At 46.3% G+C, this 16,359-nt stretch carries 24 protein-coding genes and 1 pseudogene; 23 read left to right on the top strand and 2 right to left on the bottom strand.

All coding sequences use genetic code 11. The annotated features are described in order from the left end of the window. The first annotated feature begins 28 nt into the window (after positions 1-28). The 20 genes and pseudogenes from rpsE to FGT79_RS28700 all read left to right on the top strand — a co-directional run bounded on the left by rpsE (position 29) and on the right by FGT79_RS28700 (position 12,346). Complete coding sequence (gene rpsE, locus FGT79_RS28795; protein ID WP_054025314.1) at positions 29-526, top strand: 30S ribosomal protein S5; 498 nt, start codon at positions 29-31, stop codon at positions 524-526. Positions 527-539: 13 nt separating this feature from the next. Beyond that, the gene (rpmD, locus tag FGT79_RS31680; RefSeq protein ID WP_076271422.1) at positions 540-725 is read left to right on the top strand and encodes a 50S ribosomal protein L30; all 186 of its coding nucleotides are present in this window, start codon (positions 540-542) and stop codon (positions 723-725) included. A 39-nt stretch (positions 726-764) separates the two neighbouring features. After that, positions 765-1,205 carry a 50S ribosomal protein L15 gene (rplO, locus tag FGT79_RS28785; protein ID WP_053373914.1) on the top strand — a complete coding sequence of 147 codons (441 nt, stop codon included), beginning with the start codon at positions 765-767 and terminating at the stop codon, positions 1,203-1,205. After that, on the top strand, positions 1,206-2,507 hold the full coding sequence (gene secY, locus FGT79_RS28780; RefSeq protein ID WP_138756277.1) for a preprotein translocase subunit SecY: 1,302 nt from the start codon (positions 1,206-1,208) through the stop codon (positions 2,505-2,507). It abuts the gene before it with no gap. Positions 2,508-2,598: 91 nt separating this feature from the next. Next, positions 2,599-3,249, top strand: coding sequence for an adenylate kinase (locus FGT79_RS28775; protein ID WP_138756276.1), 651 nt, complete (start codon positions 2,599-2,601; stop codon positions 3,247-3,249). After that, positions 3,249-4,007 (top strand): type I methionyl aminopeptidase, encoded by a 759-nt coding sequence (map, locus tag FGT79_RS28770; RefSeq protein WP_138756275.1) that lies wholly within the window; start codon positions 3,249-3,251, stop codon positions 4,005-4,007. Before FGT79_RS28775 ends, map begins: the two co-directional genes overlap by 1 nt. Before the next feature lie 8 nt (positions 4,008-4,015). Further along, on the top strand, positions 4,016-4,297 hold the full coding sequence (locus tag FGT79_RS28765; protein WP_138756321.1) for a KOW domain-containing RNA-binding protein: 282 nt from the start codon (positions 4,016-4,018) through the stop codon (positions 4,295-4,297). Between the two features lie 3 nt (positions 4,298-4,300). After that, positions 4,301-4,516: a translation initiation factor IF-1 gene (infA, locus tag FGT79_RS28760; protein ID WP_053373919.1), complete on the top strand. Its 216-nt coding sequence runs from the start codon at positions 4,301-4,303 to the stop codon at positions 4,514-4,516. Between the two features lie 45 nt (positions 4,517-4,561). Beyond that, positions 4,562-4,675 (top strand): 50S ribosomal protein L36, encoded by a 114-nt coding sequence (gene rpmJ, locus FGT79_RS28755; RefSeq protein ID WP_003333770.1) that lies wholly within the window; start codon positions 4,562-4,564, stop codon positions 4,673-4,675. Between the two features lie 19 nt (positions 4,676-4,694). Further along, on the top strand, positions 4,695-5,063 hold the full coding sequence (gene rpsM / locus FGT79_RS28750; protein WP_054025308.1) for a 30S ribosomal protein S13: 369 nt from the start codon (positions 4,695-4,697) through the stop codon (positions 5,061-5,063). A 19-nt stretch (positions 5,064-5,082) separates the two neighbouring features. Then, the gene (rpsK, locus tag FGT79_RS28745) at positions 5,083-5,478 is read left to right on the top strand and encodes a 30S ribosomal protein S11 (RefSeq protein WP_054025307.1); all 396 of its coding nucleotides are present in this window, start codon (positions 5,083-5,085) and stop codon (positions 5,476-5,478) included. A gap of 127 nt (positions 5,479-5,605) precedes the next feature. Further along, a complete protein-coding gene (locus FGT79_RS28740; RefSeq protein ID WP_053373922.1) occupies positions 5,606-6,550 on the top strand; it encodes a DNA-directed RNA polymerase subunit alpha in 945 nt (314 codons plus the stop codon). Positions 6,551-6,594: 44 nt separating this feature from the next. Beyond that, complete coding sequence (rplQ, locus tag FGT79_RS28735) at positions 6,595-6,963, top strand: 50S ribosomal protein L17 (RefSeq protein ID WP_138756274.1); 369 nt, start codon at positions 6,595-6,597, stop codon at positions 6,961-6,963. A gap of 351 nt (positions 6,964-7,314) precedes the next feature. Beyond that, a complete protein-coding gene (gene truA, locus FGT79_RS28730) occupies positions 7,315-8,067 on the top strand; it encodes a tRNA pseudouridine(38-40) synthase TruA (RefSeq protein WP_138756273.1) in 753 nt (250 codons plus the stop codon). Between the two features lie 182 nt (positions 8,068-8,249). Continuing rightward, on the top strand, positions 8,250-8,687 hold the full coding sequence (rplM, locus tag FGT79_RS28725) for a 50S ribosomal protein L13 (protein ID WP_138756272.1): 438 nt from the start codon (positions 8,250-8,252) through the stop codon (positions 8,685-8,687). Positions 8,688-8,707: 20 nt separating this feature from the next. Beyond that, positions 8,708-9,100, top strand: coding sequence for a 30S ribosomal protein S9 (rpsI, locus tag FGT79_RS28720; protein WP_056635921.1), 393 nt, complete (start codon positions 8,708-8,710; stop codon positions 9,098-9,100). Positions 9,101-9,309: 209 nt separating this feature from the next. Further along, positions 9,310-10,005, top strand: coding sequence for a phosphoadenylyl-sulfate reductase (locus FGT79_RS28715; RefSeq protein WP_138756271.1), 696 nt, complete (start codon positions 9,310-9,312; stop codon positions 10,003-10,005). Positions 10,006-10,069: 64 nt separating this feature from the next. After that, positions 10,070-10,195, top strand: a pseudogene (gene sat / locus FGT79_RS28710) (sulfate adenylyltransferase); the annotation flags it as partial. 131 nt (positions 10,196-10,326) lie between these two features. Next, positions 10,327-11,115 (top strand): N-acetylmuramoyl-L-alanine amidase CwlD, encoded by a 789-nt coding sequence (gene cwlD, locus FGT79_RS28705; RefSeq protein WP_138756269.1) that lies wholly within the window; start codon positions 10,327-10,329, stop codon positions 11,113-11,115. A 106-nt stretch (positions 11,116-11,221) separates the two neighbouring features. Then, positions 11,222-12,346: a P-loop NTPase gene (locus FGT79_RS28700; protein ID WP_138756268.1), complete on the top strand. Its 1,125-nt coding sequence runs from the start codon at positions 11,222-11,224 to the stop codon at positions 12,344-12,346. Positions 12,347-12,463: 117 nt separating this feature from the next. Here the strand turns inward: FGT79_RS28700 and gerD are convergent, their stop codons facing one another. After that, complete coding sequence (gene gerD / locus FGT79_RS28695) at positions 12,464-13,168, bottom strand: spore germination lipoprotein GerD (protein WP_138756267.1); 705 nt, start codon at positions 13,166-13,168, stop codon at positions 12,464-12,466. A 290-nt stretch (positions 13,169-13,458) separates the two neighbouring features. Here gerD and FGT79_RS28690 point away from each other — a divergent pair, with 290 nt between their 5' ends. Next, positions 13,459-14,082: a KinB-signaling pathway activation protein gene (locus tag FGT79_RS28690; RefSeq protein ID WP_171056501.1), complete on the top strand. Its 624-nt coding sequence runs from the start codon at positions 13,459-13,461 to the stop codon at positions 14,080-14,082. 1 nt (position 14,083) lies between these two features. On the opposite strand, the gene pdaB is transcribed toward FGT79_RS28690, so the two are convergent. After that, positions 14,084-14,893 carry a polysaccharide deacetylase family sporulation protein PdaB gene (pdaB, locus tag FGT79_RS28685; RefSeq protein ID WP_138756266.1) on the bottom strand — a complete coding sequence of 270 codons (810 nt, stop codon included), beginning with the start codon at positions 14,891-14,893 and terminating at the stop codon, positions 14,084-14,086. Positions 14,894-15,098: 205 nt separating this feature from the next. Here pdaB and FGT79_RS28680 point away from each other — a divergent pair, with 205 nt between their 5' ends. Then, the gene (locus tag FGT79_RS28680) at positions 15,099-15,725 is read left to right on the top strand and encodes a stage II sporulation protein M (protein ID WP_246096677.1); all 627 of its coding nucleotides are present in this window, start codon (positions 15,099-15,101) and stop codon (positions 15,723-15,725) included. Positions 15,726-15,951: 226 nt separating this feature from the next. Next, positions 15,952-16,173 carry a hypothetical protein gene (locus tag FGT79_RS28675; RefSeq protein WP_138756265.1) on the top strand — a complete coding sequence of 74 codons (222 nt, stop codon included), beginning with the start codon at positions 15,952-15,954 and terminating at the stop codon, positions 16,171-16,173. The last annotated feature ends 186 nt before the right edge of the window (positions 16,174-16,359 follow it).

Here is a 16,359-nt window from a genome sequence, read left to right as displayed (position 1 = left end):
GACTTTATTTATAAGGAGGTTAAACGACTTGCGTGTAGATCCAAATACGTTAGAACTGACTGAAAAAGTTGTTAATATCAATCGCGTATCTAAAGTTGTAAAAGGCGGACGCCGTTTCAGCTTTAGTGCACTTGTAGTAGTCGGCGACGGTAAAGGCTACGTTGGCGCAGGGATCGGTAAAGCAGGCGAAGTACCTGATGCAATCCGCAAAGGTATCGAAGATGCTAAGAAAAACCTGATCCACGTTCCAATCGTTGGCACGACTATTCCCCACCTTGTTCTCGGACATTTCGGAGCAGGTGAAGTTCTTCTGAAGCCAGCTTCTGAAGGTACTGGCGTTATCGCTGGCGGCCCGGTTCGTGCAGTACTCGAACTTGCTGGTGTCGGCGACATCTTGACGAAATCGCTAGGTTCTTCGAACTCCATGAATATGGTTAATGCAACGCTTGAAGGTCTTTCCCGTCTTAAACGCGTGGAAGAAGTTGCAAAGCTTCGTGGAAAAACAGTCGAAGAGCTGTTACGCTAAGGAGGGAAATAAGATGGCAAAATTGCAAATCACCCTCGTTCGCAGTTTAATCGGTCGCAACGAGAAACAACGTGCAACGGTTGAATCTTTTGGTCTAAAAAAGATTCGTCAGGCAGTTGTTTTGAACGACAGCCCAGCTGTCCGCGGCATGGTTAACACTGTTAGTCACTTGGTTAAAGTAGAAGAAGTACAAGAATAGCATGTAGTTCCAAGAAATAAATAAGGAGGTGCACGAACGATGAAATTGCATGAGCTAGCACCAGCACCGGGCTCTACCCAAGCGCCAAAGCGCAAAGGTCGCGGTATCGGTTCCGGTAACGGTAAAACAGCCGGTAAAGGTCACAAAGGTCAAAACGCTCGTTCCGGCGGCGGCGTTCGTCCTGGTTTCGAAGGCGGACAAAACCCTTTGTATCGTCGAGTGCCGAAACGTGGATTTAACAACCCGTTCCGCAAAGAGTACGCGATTGTCAACATTGAAGAACTAAATGCGTTTGCAGCAGGAACTGAAGTCACTCCAGAAGTTCTCATCGAGACTGGGATCGTTAAGAACCCGCTCGCAGGAATTAAAATTTTGGGTAATGGTGAAGTTAGCGTTACACTTACTGTAAAAGCAAACAAGTTCTCTCAATCTGCGGTAGAGAAAATCCAGGCTGCCGGCGGTAAAACCGAGGTGATCTAATTGTTCAAGACCGTGTCCAACATTTGGAAAGTGGCGGATCTTCGTACAAGGATCCTCTTCACCCTTTTCATCCTTTTGATTTACCGCATCGGATCTTTCATTCCAGTTCCCGGTGTAAACAAAGATGTGTTTAAGCAGGTTGATGCAGCCGGTGCGGATCTGTTCGGCTTGCTTAACACGTTTTCCGGCGGTGCTTTGTTCCAGTTTTCCATCTTCGCAATCGGAATTACACCATATATTACAGCGTCGATTATCGTACAGTTGTTGTCTATGGATGTTATTCCTAAGTTTGCGGAATGGGCGAAGGAAGGCGAGAACGGTAAACGTAAGCTCGCACAAATCACTCGTTATGGTACGATTGTACTTGGTTTGATCCAAGGTTTCGCTACAGCAATCGGCTTTAACCGTCAATACGGTTACGAAATGATTGTTGGCGCGACTTTCGTTGATTATGTTCTAATCGCAATTATCTTGACTGCAGGTACTGCATTCTTGATGTGGCTAGGTGAGCAAATCACGGAAAAAGGAATCGGAAATGGTATTTCCATTCTTATCTTTGCAGCAATTGCAGCTGGTATCCCTGGACACATTCGTACGATCGTTGAAGATCAGTTCGTTGGTGCTCAAGATCAGTTGTTCCTGAACATTATCAAAATGGTACTGGTTCTGGTTGCGATCATTGCAATCATAGTCGGTGTTATATTCGTACAACAAGGTATTCGTAAAATTCCAGTTCAATACGCTAAACGCGTGGTTGGACGCAAAATGTACGGTGGACAGTCGACTCACATTCCTATGAAAGTGAACGGCGCTGGCGTTATCCCGGTTATCTTCGCGGTATCGCTTGTTATGTTCCCGATTACGATTGCTCAGTTCTGGGCTACTCAGGCTTGGGCAGACTGGATCATTAAAAATATGAGCTATGACCAACCGCTTGGTATGGTATTGTACGTATTGTTAATTATCGGGTTTACCTTCTTCTACACATTCGTGCAAATTAATCCGGTTCAAATGGCTGATCAGATGAAGAAGAACGGCGGCTACATTCCTGGTATTCGTCCAGGTAAGCCAACTTCGTCATACCTGACTCGCGTTATGTCGCGGATCACGTTGACAGGAGCGATCTTCCTGGCGGTTATCTCAGTTATTCCGGTATTCTTCGGGACACTTGCTGGATTACCTAAATCAGTACAGCTAGGCGGCACCTCGCTCCTAATCGTTATCGGTGTTGCACTAGATACGATGAAGCAAATCGAGAGCCAGTTGATCAAACGCCATTACAAAGGGTTTATCAATAAATAACAATAGGTTCTGACCGGGCTTCCGCGTTCGTCAACAGGCGCTCTGCGGCAGCCCGCCCGAGCCTATTGTGCTTAAAGCGAGGAACTCAGCAATGAACATTTTATTCATGGGCCCTCCGGGAGCCGGTAAAGGTACACAAGCTGAACGGATCGTTGAAGAGTTCGGTATTCCTCATATCTCGACTGGCGATGCTTTCCGCCTCGCTATGAAAGAAGGAACCGCACTTGGAATCAAAGCGAAAGAGTATGTCGATCAAGGCCTACTCGTTCCCGATGAGATCACGAACGGTATTGTAAAGGAAAGACTTGAACAATCCGATTGCAAAAATGGATTCTTGCTCGACGGGTTTCCTCGCACACTACAACAAGCAGAAGCACTAGATGTTATGCTTGCGGAGCTCGGTCGTGGTATAGACCATGTTGTCAATTTAAAGGTTGATCGCAGCTTGCTGCTTGCTCGTTTGACGGGCAGACGCATATCGAAAACGACTGGTACGACTTATCATGTAATCTTCAATCCACCTAAGGTCGAAGGAATCTGCGACAAAGACGGCGGAGAGCTGTATCAGCGTTCTGATGATACAGAAGAAAAGGTAGGCACTCGTTTGGATGAGTATTCATCCAAGACTGCACCTTTACTTGATTACTACAGTGCTAAAGGTCTTCTTCGCGAAGTCGACGGCGAGAAGGACATTGATGTTGTAACATCCGACATCATTTCCAACTTGAGAGGTTCATTGTAATGATTATTTGCAAATCCGAATCGGAGCTGCGATATATGAGGGAAGCTGGACGCATTGTTGCGGAAACGCATCGATTAATGGCGGAGGCTGTGAAACCAGGTATCACTACTCGTGAGCTTGACCAAATCGCTGAAATGTTCATTAAGAGTCAAAATGCGATTCCTTCCTTCAAAGGTTACAATGGCTTTCCTTCCAGCATTTGTGCTTCTGTGAATGACGAGCTGGTGCACGGCTTCCCTGGTTCACGCAAGTTGAACGAAGGCGATATTATTAGTATTGATATCGGTGCGCAGTATGAAGGCTATCACGGTGACTCGGCTTGGACCTACGCGGTTGGAGCTGTAACGCCTGAAGTTCAGAGGCTGCTTGATGTAACGGAAGCTTCGCTATACGCGGGACTTGCGCTTATCAAACCAGATATTAGGCTATATACAATTTCGCACGCTATTCAAAAGGTAATTGAAGATGCAGGATTCTCCGTAGTTAGGGAATACGTAGGGCACGGAATCGGCGCGGACCTCCATGAGGAACCACAAATACCGAACTACGGCATACCTGATCGCGGCCCTCGTTTGAAGACCGGAATGGTGCTTGCAATCGAACCAATGGTTAATATCGGTGAACGATATGTCCGTACGCTCGAAGACAATTGGACGGTTGTAACGGAAGACGGCTCATGGTGTGCCCATTTCGAGCATACAGTAGCTGTTACAGAGGACGGCTTTGAAATATTGACCATTCTGCCGCAGCAGTCATAAGTATGATGATGGATGCTCGTCCCCAGATTGGTCAGTTCGTCAAAGTTCTTCGTGGCAAAGATGAGGAATGCTATGCGATTATCTTATCAATCGTTGATGATCGATTTGTCACGATTGCTGATGGCCATAAGCGCCGATTTGATCAGCCTAAGAGAAAGAACGTTCTACATCTCGAGTTACAGCCTGCAATTAGTTCTGAGGTTTCAAGCAGCATGCAAGAAACCGGCAGGGTGACCAACGCAAAGTTACGTTATGCTATTCAGAAGTATGTTAATGCGAAAGGAGAATGACGCTTGGCTAAGGAAGACATCATTGAGGTCGAAGGTACGGTTATAGAGCCGTTGCCGAATGCCACGTTCAAGGTGGAGCTGGAGAACGGTCACCAAATTCTCGCACATGTTTCCGGTAAGCTCAGAATGCACTTTATCCGCATCCTGACAGGAGACAAGGTGGTTATACAGTTATCGCCTTATGATTTATCAAAAGGGCGCATCACCTATCGTAAGTAAGCTGCAGCAGCGGCTTGATTACGAAAGATTCGGGAGGTAATCACAATGAAGGTTAGACCTTCGGTAAAGCCGATCTGCGAAAAATGCAAAGTCATTCGTCGCAAAGGCAACGTTATGGTGATTTGTGAAAATCCGAAACACAAACAAAAACAAGGATAGAAGGAGGGGAATATAGCCTATGGCACGTATAGCTGGTGTAGACTTGCCGCGTGACAAACGCGTCGAAATCGCCCTGACATACATTTTCGGTATCGGCAAAACAACGTCGCAAAAACTTTTGAATACAGCTGAAGTTAGCTACGACACTCGCGTTCGCGATTTGACAGAAGACGAACTTGCTCGCCTTCGCGAAGCAATCGACAAGTCTGTTAAAGTAGAAGGCGACCTGCGTCGTGAAATTTCACTTAACATTAAACGTTTGACTGAAATCGGATGCTACCGTGGTCTTCGTCACCGTCGCGGCTTGCCTGTTCGTGGTCAACGTACGAAAACAAATGCGCGTACGCGTAAAGGTCCTCGTCGGACTGTAGCTAACAAGAAGAAATAAGAAGGGAGGATAATGGACAATGGCTAAACCAAAAAAAGTCGTTCGTACGAAACGTCGCGACCGGAAAAATATTGAGACTGGCGTTGCGCACATTCGCTCAACGTTCAACAATACGATCGTTACGATCACGGATCCGCACGGCAATGCGATTTCATGGGCAAGCTCTGGTAACATGGGCTTCAGAGGCTCACGTAAAAGCACGCCTTTCGCAGCTCAAATGGCTGCTGAAACGGCTGCAAAAGCAGCAATGGAGCATGGCATGAGAACCGTTGAAGTGATGGTAAAAGGACCAGGCGCTGGCCGTGAAGCAGCAATTCGTTCGCTTCAAGCAGCTGGATTGGAAGTTAACCTCATTAAAGACGTAACACCAGTTCCTCACAACGGATGCCGTCCTCCGAAACGTCGTCGCGTATAGTTGGATCTGATGTGGTATCAAATAACAACAACTTGTGAATAATGGTTGTGAAGGTTTGGCATACTACAAGGTTTGACTTAAAATAACGGTAAGCTAACGGAGCGACGTTTGAAGGAGGGTACTATTAGTGATTGAGATCGAAAAGCCGAAAATCGAAACCGTAGAACTGAATGATGAGGGAACTTACGGACGTTTCGTCGTGGAGCCGCTTGAACGCGGTTATGGCACGACGCTAGGAAATTCGCTTCGCCGAATTTTGTTGTCCTCGCTGCCAGGTGCAGCAGTAACCTCGGTTCAGATCGATGGAGTGCTTCACGAGTTCTCTACGGTTCCCGGAGTGATTGAGGATGTTACCGAAATCATTCTGAACCTGAAGGGCCTCTCGTTGAAAATCCACTCTGATGAAGAAAAGGTGTTGGAAATCGACGCGGATGGCGAAGGGAATATTACAGCGGGCGACATTCGAGCAGACAGCGATGTCGAGATTTTAAGCCCTGATCTTCACATCGCAACCTTGGCTTCCGGCGCGCGGCTCCATATGCGGGTTTTTGCTAATCGGGGACGTGGTTACGTGCAAGCGGACCGCAACAAGAAAGACGAACAGCCGATTGGGGTAATTCCCGTCGATTCGATATACACGCCAATTACTCGCGTTAATTATAGCGTTGAAAATACGCGTGTCGGTCAAGTTACCAACTACGACAAGCTTACGCTTGAAGTATGGACTGACGGCAGTATTAGACCGGAAGAGGCTGTAAGCCTCGGCGCTAAAATTCTCACTGAGCATTTGGATTTGTTCGTTGGATTGACCGATGAAGCCAAAGATGCGGAAATTATGGTTGAGAAAGAAGAAGACAAGAAAGAGAAAGTTCTTGAGATGACGATCGAGGAACTTGATCTTTCTGTCCGTTCTTACAACTGCTTGAAGCGCGCTGGTATCAACACGGTTCAAGAGCTGATTACGAAATCCGAAGAGGACATGATGAAGGTTCGTAACCTCGGACGTAAATCCCTTGAGGAAGTTCAAGAGAAGCTTGAAGAATTGGGCCTTGGCTTGCGTATGGAAGAGTAGTATTCAACTAGTGAAGACAAAAGAGCAAGGGAGGGGAAAACAAGATGGCATATCAAAAATTAGGACGTGACGCTAGTGCACGGAAAGCTTTGTTCCGTGACCTCGTTACTGACTTGTTCCTTTATGAGCGTATCCAAACGACTGAGGCTAAGGCGAAAGAAGTTCGTTCAATCGCTGAAAAACTGATCACTAAAGCTAAGAAAGGTGATCTTCATGCTCGTCGTCAAGTAGCTGCTTATGTTCGTCGTGAAACAGTTGACGGTGAAAAAGACGCTATTCAAAAGCTGTTCTCTGATCTAGCTCCTCGTTATTCGGAGCGTGCAGGCGGCTACACGCGTATTCTAAAACTAGGACCCCGTCGCGGCGATGCTGCGCCTATGGTTTACCTGGAATTGGTTGACCGCGCGGAGTAATCTAATAAGTGTATAAGCTTGTCCACAGCGTTAAACCTTGTCCAAGCTTTATACGCGAGCGCAAACGGCTTATGCCTGCCTCTGGCGGGCACAGGAACGCTTACGCTACAAAATATAAGCAAGTATATGGGTTTCCCTATACTTCTTATATTTTAGTGAAAAGGGTGGACCCTTGAGGCCACCTTTTTTTATTTGCTCAATCGGTTTGTTCTTTCTATTGCGGAGCAGCCAGGGAGCGCAGGATGAGCTTATGCGACATCATATGGATGCCATGAGGGCGCAATTCTATGGCACTGTTCCGTACAGCGCCTAAGATGTGTAGGATTCCCTTTAGCTAAAGGGGGAAAAAGGTTGAGGAACATATGCGTAAAGGTGAGCTATGATGGGGCAGGCTTTAACGGTTTTCAAACGCAGCCATACGGTAGAACGGTCCAAGGAGAAATTGAGAAGGCCATTAAGAAGCTAACGGGTGAAACGACCATCATTATTGGTTCGGGTCGTACCGATGCGGGAGTACATGCTCAAGGACAAATGTTCAATTTCTATACGGAATCGACGATTCCGACTGAAAGGTGGGCAATCGCGCTTAATACGCGGTTACCTAAGGATATTGTCATCATTGAAGCATGTGATGTGCCAGAGCATTTTCACGCCAGAAGATCCGCCAAGCGCAAAACGTATCGTTACACGATTGATACCGGTAAGTTTCCTGATGTATTTGGCCGTCAATACCGTTTTCATCATCCGACGCCGCTGGATGTGGATGCGATGCGTGAGGGACTCCGTTTCCTTGTGGGGAAACATGATTTCACCTCATTTACATCTATCCATTCAACCAAGCCTCATCATATACGCACGATCTACGAAGCAGACTTTGTGCAGGAGGGCCCGATCGTACATATGTACGTCACCGGGAATGGCTTTCTGTACAATATGGTTCGAGTCATAATGGGTACTTTATTATGGGTTGGGGAAGGGAAGATGGCTTCATCCGAGATAAAAAGCATCCTTGAGGGTCGCAATCGATCACTTGCAGGTCCTACGGCTATGCCGCATGGATTGATGCTGCTCGATGTTGAATATTCCAGCGAAAAACAGGGATAAATCACTATAATTTACTTGCACTTAACTATATTTTATAGTAGAATATAACTTGTGCTTTCGAAGTGGCTAACCCACAGCCCCGACTGAGATTGTCACAAACTTGGCGAATTACAATGAACTAACAAACCAACGATTACGTTGTTATAAAAACGATTAATGTATGAAATTAAGGAGGATCATCCATGCGCACCACTTATATGGCTAAATCAACTGAAGTTGATCGTAAATGGTTCGTCGTCGATGCGGAAGGCAAAACGCTAGGCCGCTTGGCGAGTGAAGTTGCTGCCCTGATCCGCGGCAAACACAAACCGACATTTACGCCACATGTTGATACAGGCGATTTCGTTGTTGTTATCAACGCTGAAAAAATCCATCTGACAGGTAAGAAAATGTCAGATAAAATCTACTACCGTCACTCCATGTACTCCGGTGGCTTGAAAGCTACTCCGGCACAAGAGATGATCAAGAACAAACCAGAGCGCGTTATCGAGCTGGCTGTTCACGGTATGTTGCCTAAGAACCGTCTTGGCAACCAAATGAAGCTTAAACTTAAAGTATACGCAGGTGCGGAACATCCACATCAAGCACAAAACCCTGAAGTTTACGAACTTCGCGGGTAATAAAGAGGAGGACAAGTTTCATGGCTCAAGTGCAATACTATGGAACCGGTCGTCGTAAACACTCTGTTGCACGTGTACGTCTTGTGCCGGGTGAAGGACGAATCATTATTAACAAACGCGACCTTAATGAATATTTCGGTCTAGAAACATTGAAGCTGATCGTAAAACAACCGCTTAACCTTACTGATACATTGTCGAAATACGATGTGCTTGTAATCGCTAATGGCGGCGGTATGTCCGGTCAAGCAGGCGCTATCCGTCATGGTATTTCTCGTGCTTTGCTTAAAGCAGATCCAGAATTCCGTCCGGCTCTTAAGCGTGCTGGCTTCCTAACTCGTGATCCGCGTATGAAAGAGCGTAAAAAATACGGTCTTAAAGCGGCTCGTCGCGCTCCACAATTCTCGAAACGTTAATTCTTATACGACAAAATGCCTTCTCTGCCAGTCAGAGAGGGCATTTTTTTGCGTTTAGGACTTCTTTTTTTCGTGTTTGTGTATACAGATTTTAAATATCTAAAACTTTATTTCATTTTGGTGTAAACTTATATTGAACATTACGCATACAGGACTTATAATTTTAACACAGACTAACTTACTAGGATTTAATGATGGAGGGGATTCAAATGAACCTTTTTGAGAAGGAAGCACTAATTAAACAAAAAGAAGTAGAGCTCGAAAACGCGACACCGGAAGAAATCATTGCGTTTGCGGTTGAAACTTTTCCTAATATTACATTCGCCTGCAGCTTTGGCGCTGAGGATGTCGTTCTTGTTGACATGCTCCAAAAAATAAGCCCAACTACAGACATTTTCTACTTAGATACGAATTTTCACTTCAAGGAAACATACGAAACACGTGACAAAATGGCTGCTCGCTACCCAGGCATTCCATTCGTACAGGTTATGCCTGAAATGACGGTCGAAGAGCAAGCTGCACAATTCGGTGAAGAGTTATGGAAGTCCGATGCGAACGCTTGCTGCAATATCCGTAAAGTTAAACCGCTCACGAACATTTTATCGAAATACAGTGCATGGATTACAGGTATTCGCCGAGATCAAGCGCCGACGCGTGCCAACTCCAAAAAAATTGAGTACGACACGAAGTTTGGACTCGTTAAATTTAATCCGATTGCACATTGGACAACGGAGGATGTATGGCAATACATTCGCGAGAATGATGTTATCTATAACCCGCTGCATGATCAAAACTATCCAAGCATTGGCTGCGAGCATTGCACGCGCAAAGTTATGCCAGGTGAAGATGCTCGTGCAGGACGTTGGTCCGGTCAAGAGAAAACAGAATGCGGCTTGCATAAATAAGCAAGTATAGGACTCTATCTTTTGATAGGAGACAAATTAAACTCTGCATGACATAGCGTATTATTTGATGCTATCGGGTACAAAGGTTCGCGCATTACTGCGTAATGGTGTTTGCCCGCCGCCTGAGTTCTCCCGTCCTGAAATAGCGGAAAGTTTAATTGAAGACATGTATGAGCAGTCTATAGTTTAATAATGGCTTTGCTTTAAGGTTTGTCTCATAATCGACCATCTCGTCCCATATAAATGAAAGTGTGCATTTGGCTTGCTATCAGCCGGTGGATGCCACGTATTCATTTGATGGAGAACGGGGTGGTTTTTTTTATGCGCCGAATAGGTCGGCATGTTGTAGTTTGGATGACGTACAAAGGGGCTATACGCATCGCAATAGGGCTATTGGTCATTGCTCTGACAGGTATATTGCTTACACAATCAATGCCTTCAGCTAAAACTTGGTCCTACTGGACGTTGCCTCTATCAGGTAAAACGATTGCAATCGACGCTGGCCACGGCGGGGTTGACGGTGGAGCAGTCAGCAAGCAAGGTGTGATTGAAAAGGATTTGAATCTTGCGATTGCGCTATACTTGAGGGACTACTTACAGCAGGCTGGTGCTATGGTCGTTATGACGCGAGAGGGTGATTATGACCTTGCTACAGGAGATGCTCGCGCATATAGCAAGCGGAAGACAGAGGATCTGAAGAAAAGAGTTTCTTTGATCAAGGCTAGTCAGCCAGCGGCTGTCATCAGTATTCATATGAACAGCATACCATCAACAAAGTGGTCAGGTGCGCAAACGTTCTTTCACCCTTCGAACCATCCGGATAATCGTATTCTCGCAACGTTCATACAGGATGAGATTAAACGCAACTTGGAGAATACGACTAGAATTGCGGCCACGGTTAAGGACGTATACGTGCTGAAGGCAATTGAGAATATTCCGACAGCGTTAGTTGAGGTCGGGTTCTTGTCTAACCCAGGCGAATCGCAGCGACTTGCGGATGCGGAATACCAAAGACAGGTTGCGGCTTCTATTTACGAAGGGGTACTGCGGTATATAGCAGGGGAGAAGCTTGGCGGAAGCGTACGGCAGGATGAAGGAATAACGAAGTAACCATTCGTACTCCAGGGGTAAAGGTTTCGGCTAAGGGCTTGGATGCTCCACTTCCTGTGTTATAATCATTATTATATGGTTTTAATTATATAAAGGTGGGACATATATGACGTTGACACGCGAACAAGCAATAGAAGCCGTCGATTCAGTGACGGCACCCTATATAGCGGATGGGATCGCCATCCGCGACTTAATGGTGCGGGACCGTCAGGTATCCTTGACGGTCCTTGGTGCTGGCGCGGACACACATCCCGCGCTTGAAGCCTCGCTCCGCGAGGCGCTGGCGCGCCTGGGCGCCGAAACCGTGCACTTCCGGTTTCGGGCCGAGGCAGCGCCAGCCGCGGGCGCAGGCGCGTCTACGCCGCCTGCGGCAGCCAAAGCACCGGTCGCGGCTAGCGCAGGCGGTGTCGGCAAAGCTGAAGGCTCCGCGCCCATCCAGGGCCACGGAGCTGATCTAGCTGTGCCGCTGCTGGACCCTAGCAGCGGCGTGCAGTTCATCGCCATCGCCAGCGGAAAGGGCGGCGTCGGCAAATCGACGGTGACCGTTAATCTCGCGGTCGCTTTAGCCCGCAGGGGCAAGCGCGTCGGCATTATCGACGCCGACATCTACGGCTTCAGTGTGCCCGATATGATGGGCATTGAGGAACGCCCTGAGGTCATAAACGAGCGCGTTATCCCGATCGAGAAGTTCGGGGTCAAAGTAATGTCTATGGGCTTCTTCGTAGAAGACAACAGCCCGATCGTTTGGCGCGGACCGATGCTTGGCAAAATGCTTCGTAACTTCTTCCAAGAAATCGAATGGGGAGAGCTCGATTATTTGCTGCTTGATTTGCCTCCAGGTACTGGTGACATAGCACTTGATGTTCATCAGATCATTCCGCAAAGCAAAGAAATTATAGTGACGACACCACATGCAACCGCAGCATTCGTTGCCGCTCGTGCAGGTGCCTTGGCGATCAAGACGGAGCATGAAATTATAGGCGTTGTGGAGAATATGTCCTATTACGTCTCGAAATCAACAGGCGAGATTGAATATGTATTCGGTCGCGGCGGCGGTGCACGTTTGGCAGAGAATCTGCATGCAGAGCTTCTTGCTCAAATTCCGCTTGGCGCTCCTGATAATCACATAGCTGAGCCTGATTTTGCACCATCTGTGTACAAGTCGGATTCAGAAACCGGTCAGCTGTATCTAGAACTGGCGGACAACGTGCTGTCCAAATGCGAGCGTTAATCTAAATAACAAAGCCCGAACAGGTGTCCGGAGCGCATATGTGGCGCTTCAATGGTGGACAGGCTGTTCGGGCTCTTTACAAAAATCATGCTTTCTCCAATAGATACGACTACTGTGCTACATGCCAGAATCCCCTTGCTCATCCCCAGAACCGGAATCCTCGCTTTGCTGATCATCTTCCTCAGACTTTTGCTCTTCATCCCCAGAGCCTTCATCCTTTTTCTTATCAACCTTCTCGTCAGGGTTCGGCTTCAATTCTTCTTGAACCGCTTTTTTCATTAAATCAAGTACTTCCAAGCGGAACAACGGATTTTGCATCGCATCCTGCATAAGTGACATGACTTCCTTGCGGTATTGCGTGCTTTGCAGCACCTCAAGAATCATTTTATCCATCTCCGGATTTTTTAGCACTTTGATTAGTTCAGCCTGGTAAGAGGGATCCTTTATTAATTCTTTGTGAATATCTTTGTTCTGCTTGTTGACCGATTTTGCAAACTCCCCTGCAAACCGAGGATCAACCATCAATTTTTTAATGACCTTATCGTACTGAGGTGAAATTAACACATCCTTGACGGCTAAGCGAACTTCTTCTTGATCTTGAACCGACAGCAGCTTGGAGGTTTGTCCGGAATAGCCGGTCATTTGCTGTGTCGATTCCTGCAGCGCCTTCTGCGCATCCTCTGTTTTGAGAATATCGATGACCATGGATTTCAAATCCTTGTAGCTGACCTGCTCATTTCCTCCAGAGGGCTCAGCACCGCAGCCTGCAAGCACAAACAACATGGCGGAGAGAACCAACATCAAAGCCCATCTCTTACGCATTCTTCGTATGCTCCCTTCTATGTGAGTACTGCTGTATACCGTATGGATAATCAAATCGTTCTAAAAGTGGCGGATCACGGTCTTATTATGCACATTGTTCACCGTATTATCATGGACAATCGTTAGCTTTTTGTTGTGAACGTGGTAAAATAAAGGGTAATACGGAAGCATTTAAGCATTGCAGTCTGTGGCTGTATCTCAATAAGACATTGTTGCACGGCATAAGATGCATCTACTTGCGGCAATAACGGAAAGCATAGCCGTCATAAACATTCAGGAGGACAAGGAACGTGAATTTAAAAAAATGGTTCTTTTTATTTTGGAGCGCTATGGTAGTCGGGGGGCTCGCATGCGTGGTGACCGGTGCCATTATGGCATGGGTGGATCCGGAGTTTGGCTTTCTAGGTTTTAAGGCAGTTGGTTTCAACGCATTAATGATGGCTTTGGTCGGACTTATGATCGGAGCCTTCAGCCAAATGGGCTTCTTCGCTTATTTAACCTTGAACTATATTGCCCTTAGCGTATTTGGCAAAAAATATTTGTGGAATGCCTTGCAAGGCTATACCACCATATTTGCGGCTGCAGGACTTGGCTATATGCTCTATGAGCAGCGCTTGAATAATTGGTTTTTCTGGCTGCTTCCGCTCATTCTGCTTGCTATGTCCGGTGCCGTTTCATGGTTCAAGATTAAGCAAACGAATAAAACAGCCTTCGTACCGACCATGTTTCTTATGTTTGTGGTTACATTCATAGAGGCTTGGCCAGCTCTTCAGGGCGAAACGAATGTATCTGCTATCATCTTTATGATGGTTCCTTTATTCGTCTGCAATGCATACCAAATTATGATGATGCATCGTTTGGTCAAAAAAGAAACAACCGACTCCGCGGTTATTACCGCAAAGCCGGTCGTATAGGTTAGTATTCAAGCTCGGCGGCATTCAGCTGTGGGAACGTAGACGTCGTCTTATCCTGCACTGCTTTGCCGTCGATTTCTGTTTGAGTGATTAGATCGGTTACGGTTACGAAATCATAGCCCTTCTCACGAAGTTGATCAATGACGGCAGGTAAGGCTTCATGCGTCTGTTTGACAGAATCGCTGGCATGGAAAAGGATAATGTCGCCAGGATGGGCGCGTGTAACGACACGATTGATAATTTTGGCAGTACCGATGTTCATCCAATCGAGTGAATCGGTGTCCCACTGGATGACCTTATATTGCAATTCTTCCGCAATGCGGAGCACACGTTTGTCGAAATCGCCATTAGGAAGTCGGATTAATTTCGGTTGCTTGCCAGTCACGTCGGATAGAATAGTATGCGCGGTCGTAATTTGCTTGCGAATCTCTTCGTCGCTCAGCTTGCTGTAGTTGTCATGCTTGTGGCCGTGGCTGCCGATCTCATATCCAGCGTCTTGAATTTTTTTTACGATTTCTGGATGCGATTGGCTCCAAGGCGAGGATAGGAAGAAGGTCGCCTGCTTAATGTTCTTTTCTTTGAGTACGTTAAGAATTGGCTCTGTACGTTTGTCTCCCCAGCTAATATCGAAGGTTAGCGCAACTACCTTCTTATCAGTGGGAACACTGTAGATCGCTGCCGGCTGCTGCGGAGCAAATACAGTAATGTTGTCGCGCTCAGCATAAATGATGCCTACGGAGAACACAACGGCAATTGCGATCAAGAAATACCGTTTTAGTTTTCGACCGTTCAATACATAAAAAACATTCATGGGGAAGGGCACTCCTCTCTAATGGAAGCTTGTACAAAGATAAGAAAGTATGAATCCGACTTTTATACTTCGCTTATCTTTTACCGCGAAACGAGCCGTTGCTTCCTAGGATAGCGGCTGGCGTTAACGCTTGTAGTACAATCTATGCTCGTACAATCGAGATATTCATCTATCTTGCGAAGTTTCTTGCTGGGAGGGAAATTCATTGTTCAAGTGGCAGTTGAATTGGGAATATTTCAAACGAATGAATTCGTATATCGCATTTGGTACCATTTTGTTTTTGGCGGGGATGGTGATCGGAGGCACGAACCCGGCGTTCAAGTCGTTTCTTGATGGACAGCTGGAGGGGCTTGGGAAGATTGCCGAGATGATTGATGATTCAAGTAATCCTACATTAACGATGTTTATATTTATCTTCTTGAATAATGCGGTCAAATCGATTGTGATTATGTATTTAGGAGCCATGTTAGGCATTTTGCCGATTTTTTTCTTGGTTGTGAATGGCATGGTAATCGGCTACTTGCTCAAAGCAACCGCAGATCTTCATGGCGGAGCCTACGTGTTCGAGCTCATCGTAAAAGGGTTGTTGCCTCATGGCATATTGGAGATTCCAGCCATCATTATTGCTTGCGCTTATGGTATGCGTTTCGGCGTTCTTGTTTTGAAGGCATTAGGCTCGCTACTGTTCGCGAGATCGAAGTCCGGTCGGTTAGGAGAAGAGCTTGAGGGTTTCGTAGCACGAACAGTACCGATGATGGTCGTACTGACTATTACGCTTCTAATTGCAGCTGTAATCGAGAGTACATTTACAACATGGCTGTTAACCTTGTAATAATTTTTCCAATATTTGAGCATAACAGTAAAGCAGTGTCGAAACGCATTTGCGTGAGGCGTTGCTTTTTTGTTCAAATATAGGAAAGTATATGATTTCTTCATCCTTTCTCTATATTTCCTAGATGGAAACGGGCTGTGCTGCCAGAGGTCGGCGGGTAGCCGTTTCATCTTAGGTAAAGGACGGTCTAGTTGCGCTTTACAACTAAAGGAGGTCACATACGGCTATGCTCGGAATACTATTCAACGATAAAGAATGCAAAGAACTCGACTACGTCCTTCGAAAAGAACTGGATGAAATGCTGCTCGACCTGAATGATTCAAGACTAGACGGAGATATTAAACAAGCCATCACGAGACGCTATAAAATTATCTTCCGTATGTATGCCCGAATTGCATCCTCGAAAGAACTTTCGCGTTATGCATTAAATGCGCGTTCTTATCGATAAATCAGCTTTTTAAAAAAGTTTTAAAAAAGGGGTTGCATTTAATTGGGCCCCTGTGATATATTATTTCTTGTCGCCAACGAGACACAGTCGGTTGACACGAAAGAGTAAATTGCTCTTTGAAAACTGAACAACGAGTAATAACTGCCTCGCAAATCCTTCGGGATAAGCGAAAAAGCGATAAAAAAG

Origin of the sequence: Paenibacillus sinopodophylli (assembly GCF_005930355.1) — a bacterium.
GTDB lineage: Bacteria > Bacillota > Bacilli > Paenibacillales > Paenibacillaceae > Pristimantibacillus > Pristimantibacillus sinopodophylli.
Note: the sequence above shows the minus strand (reverse complement) of the source record. Positions and strands in the feature narration are given on the sequence as shown.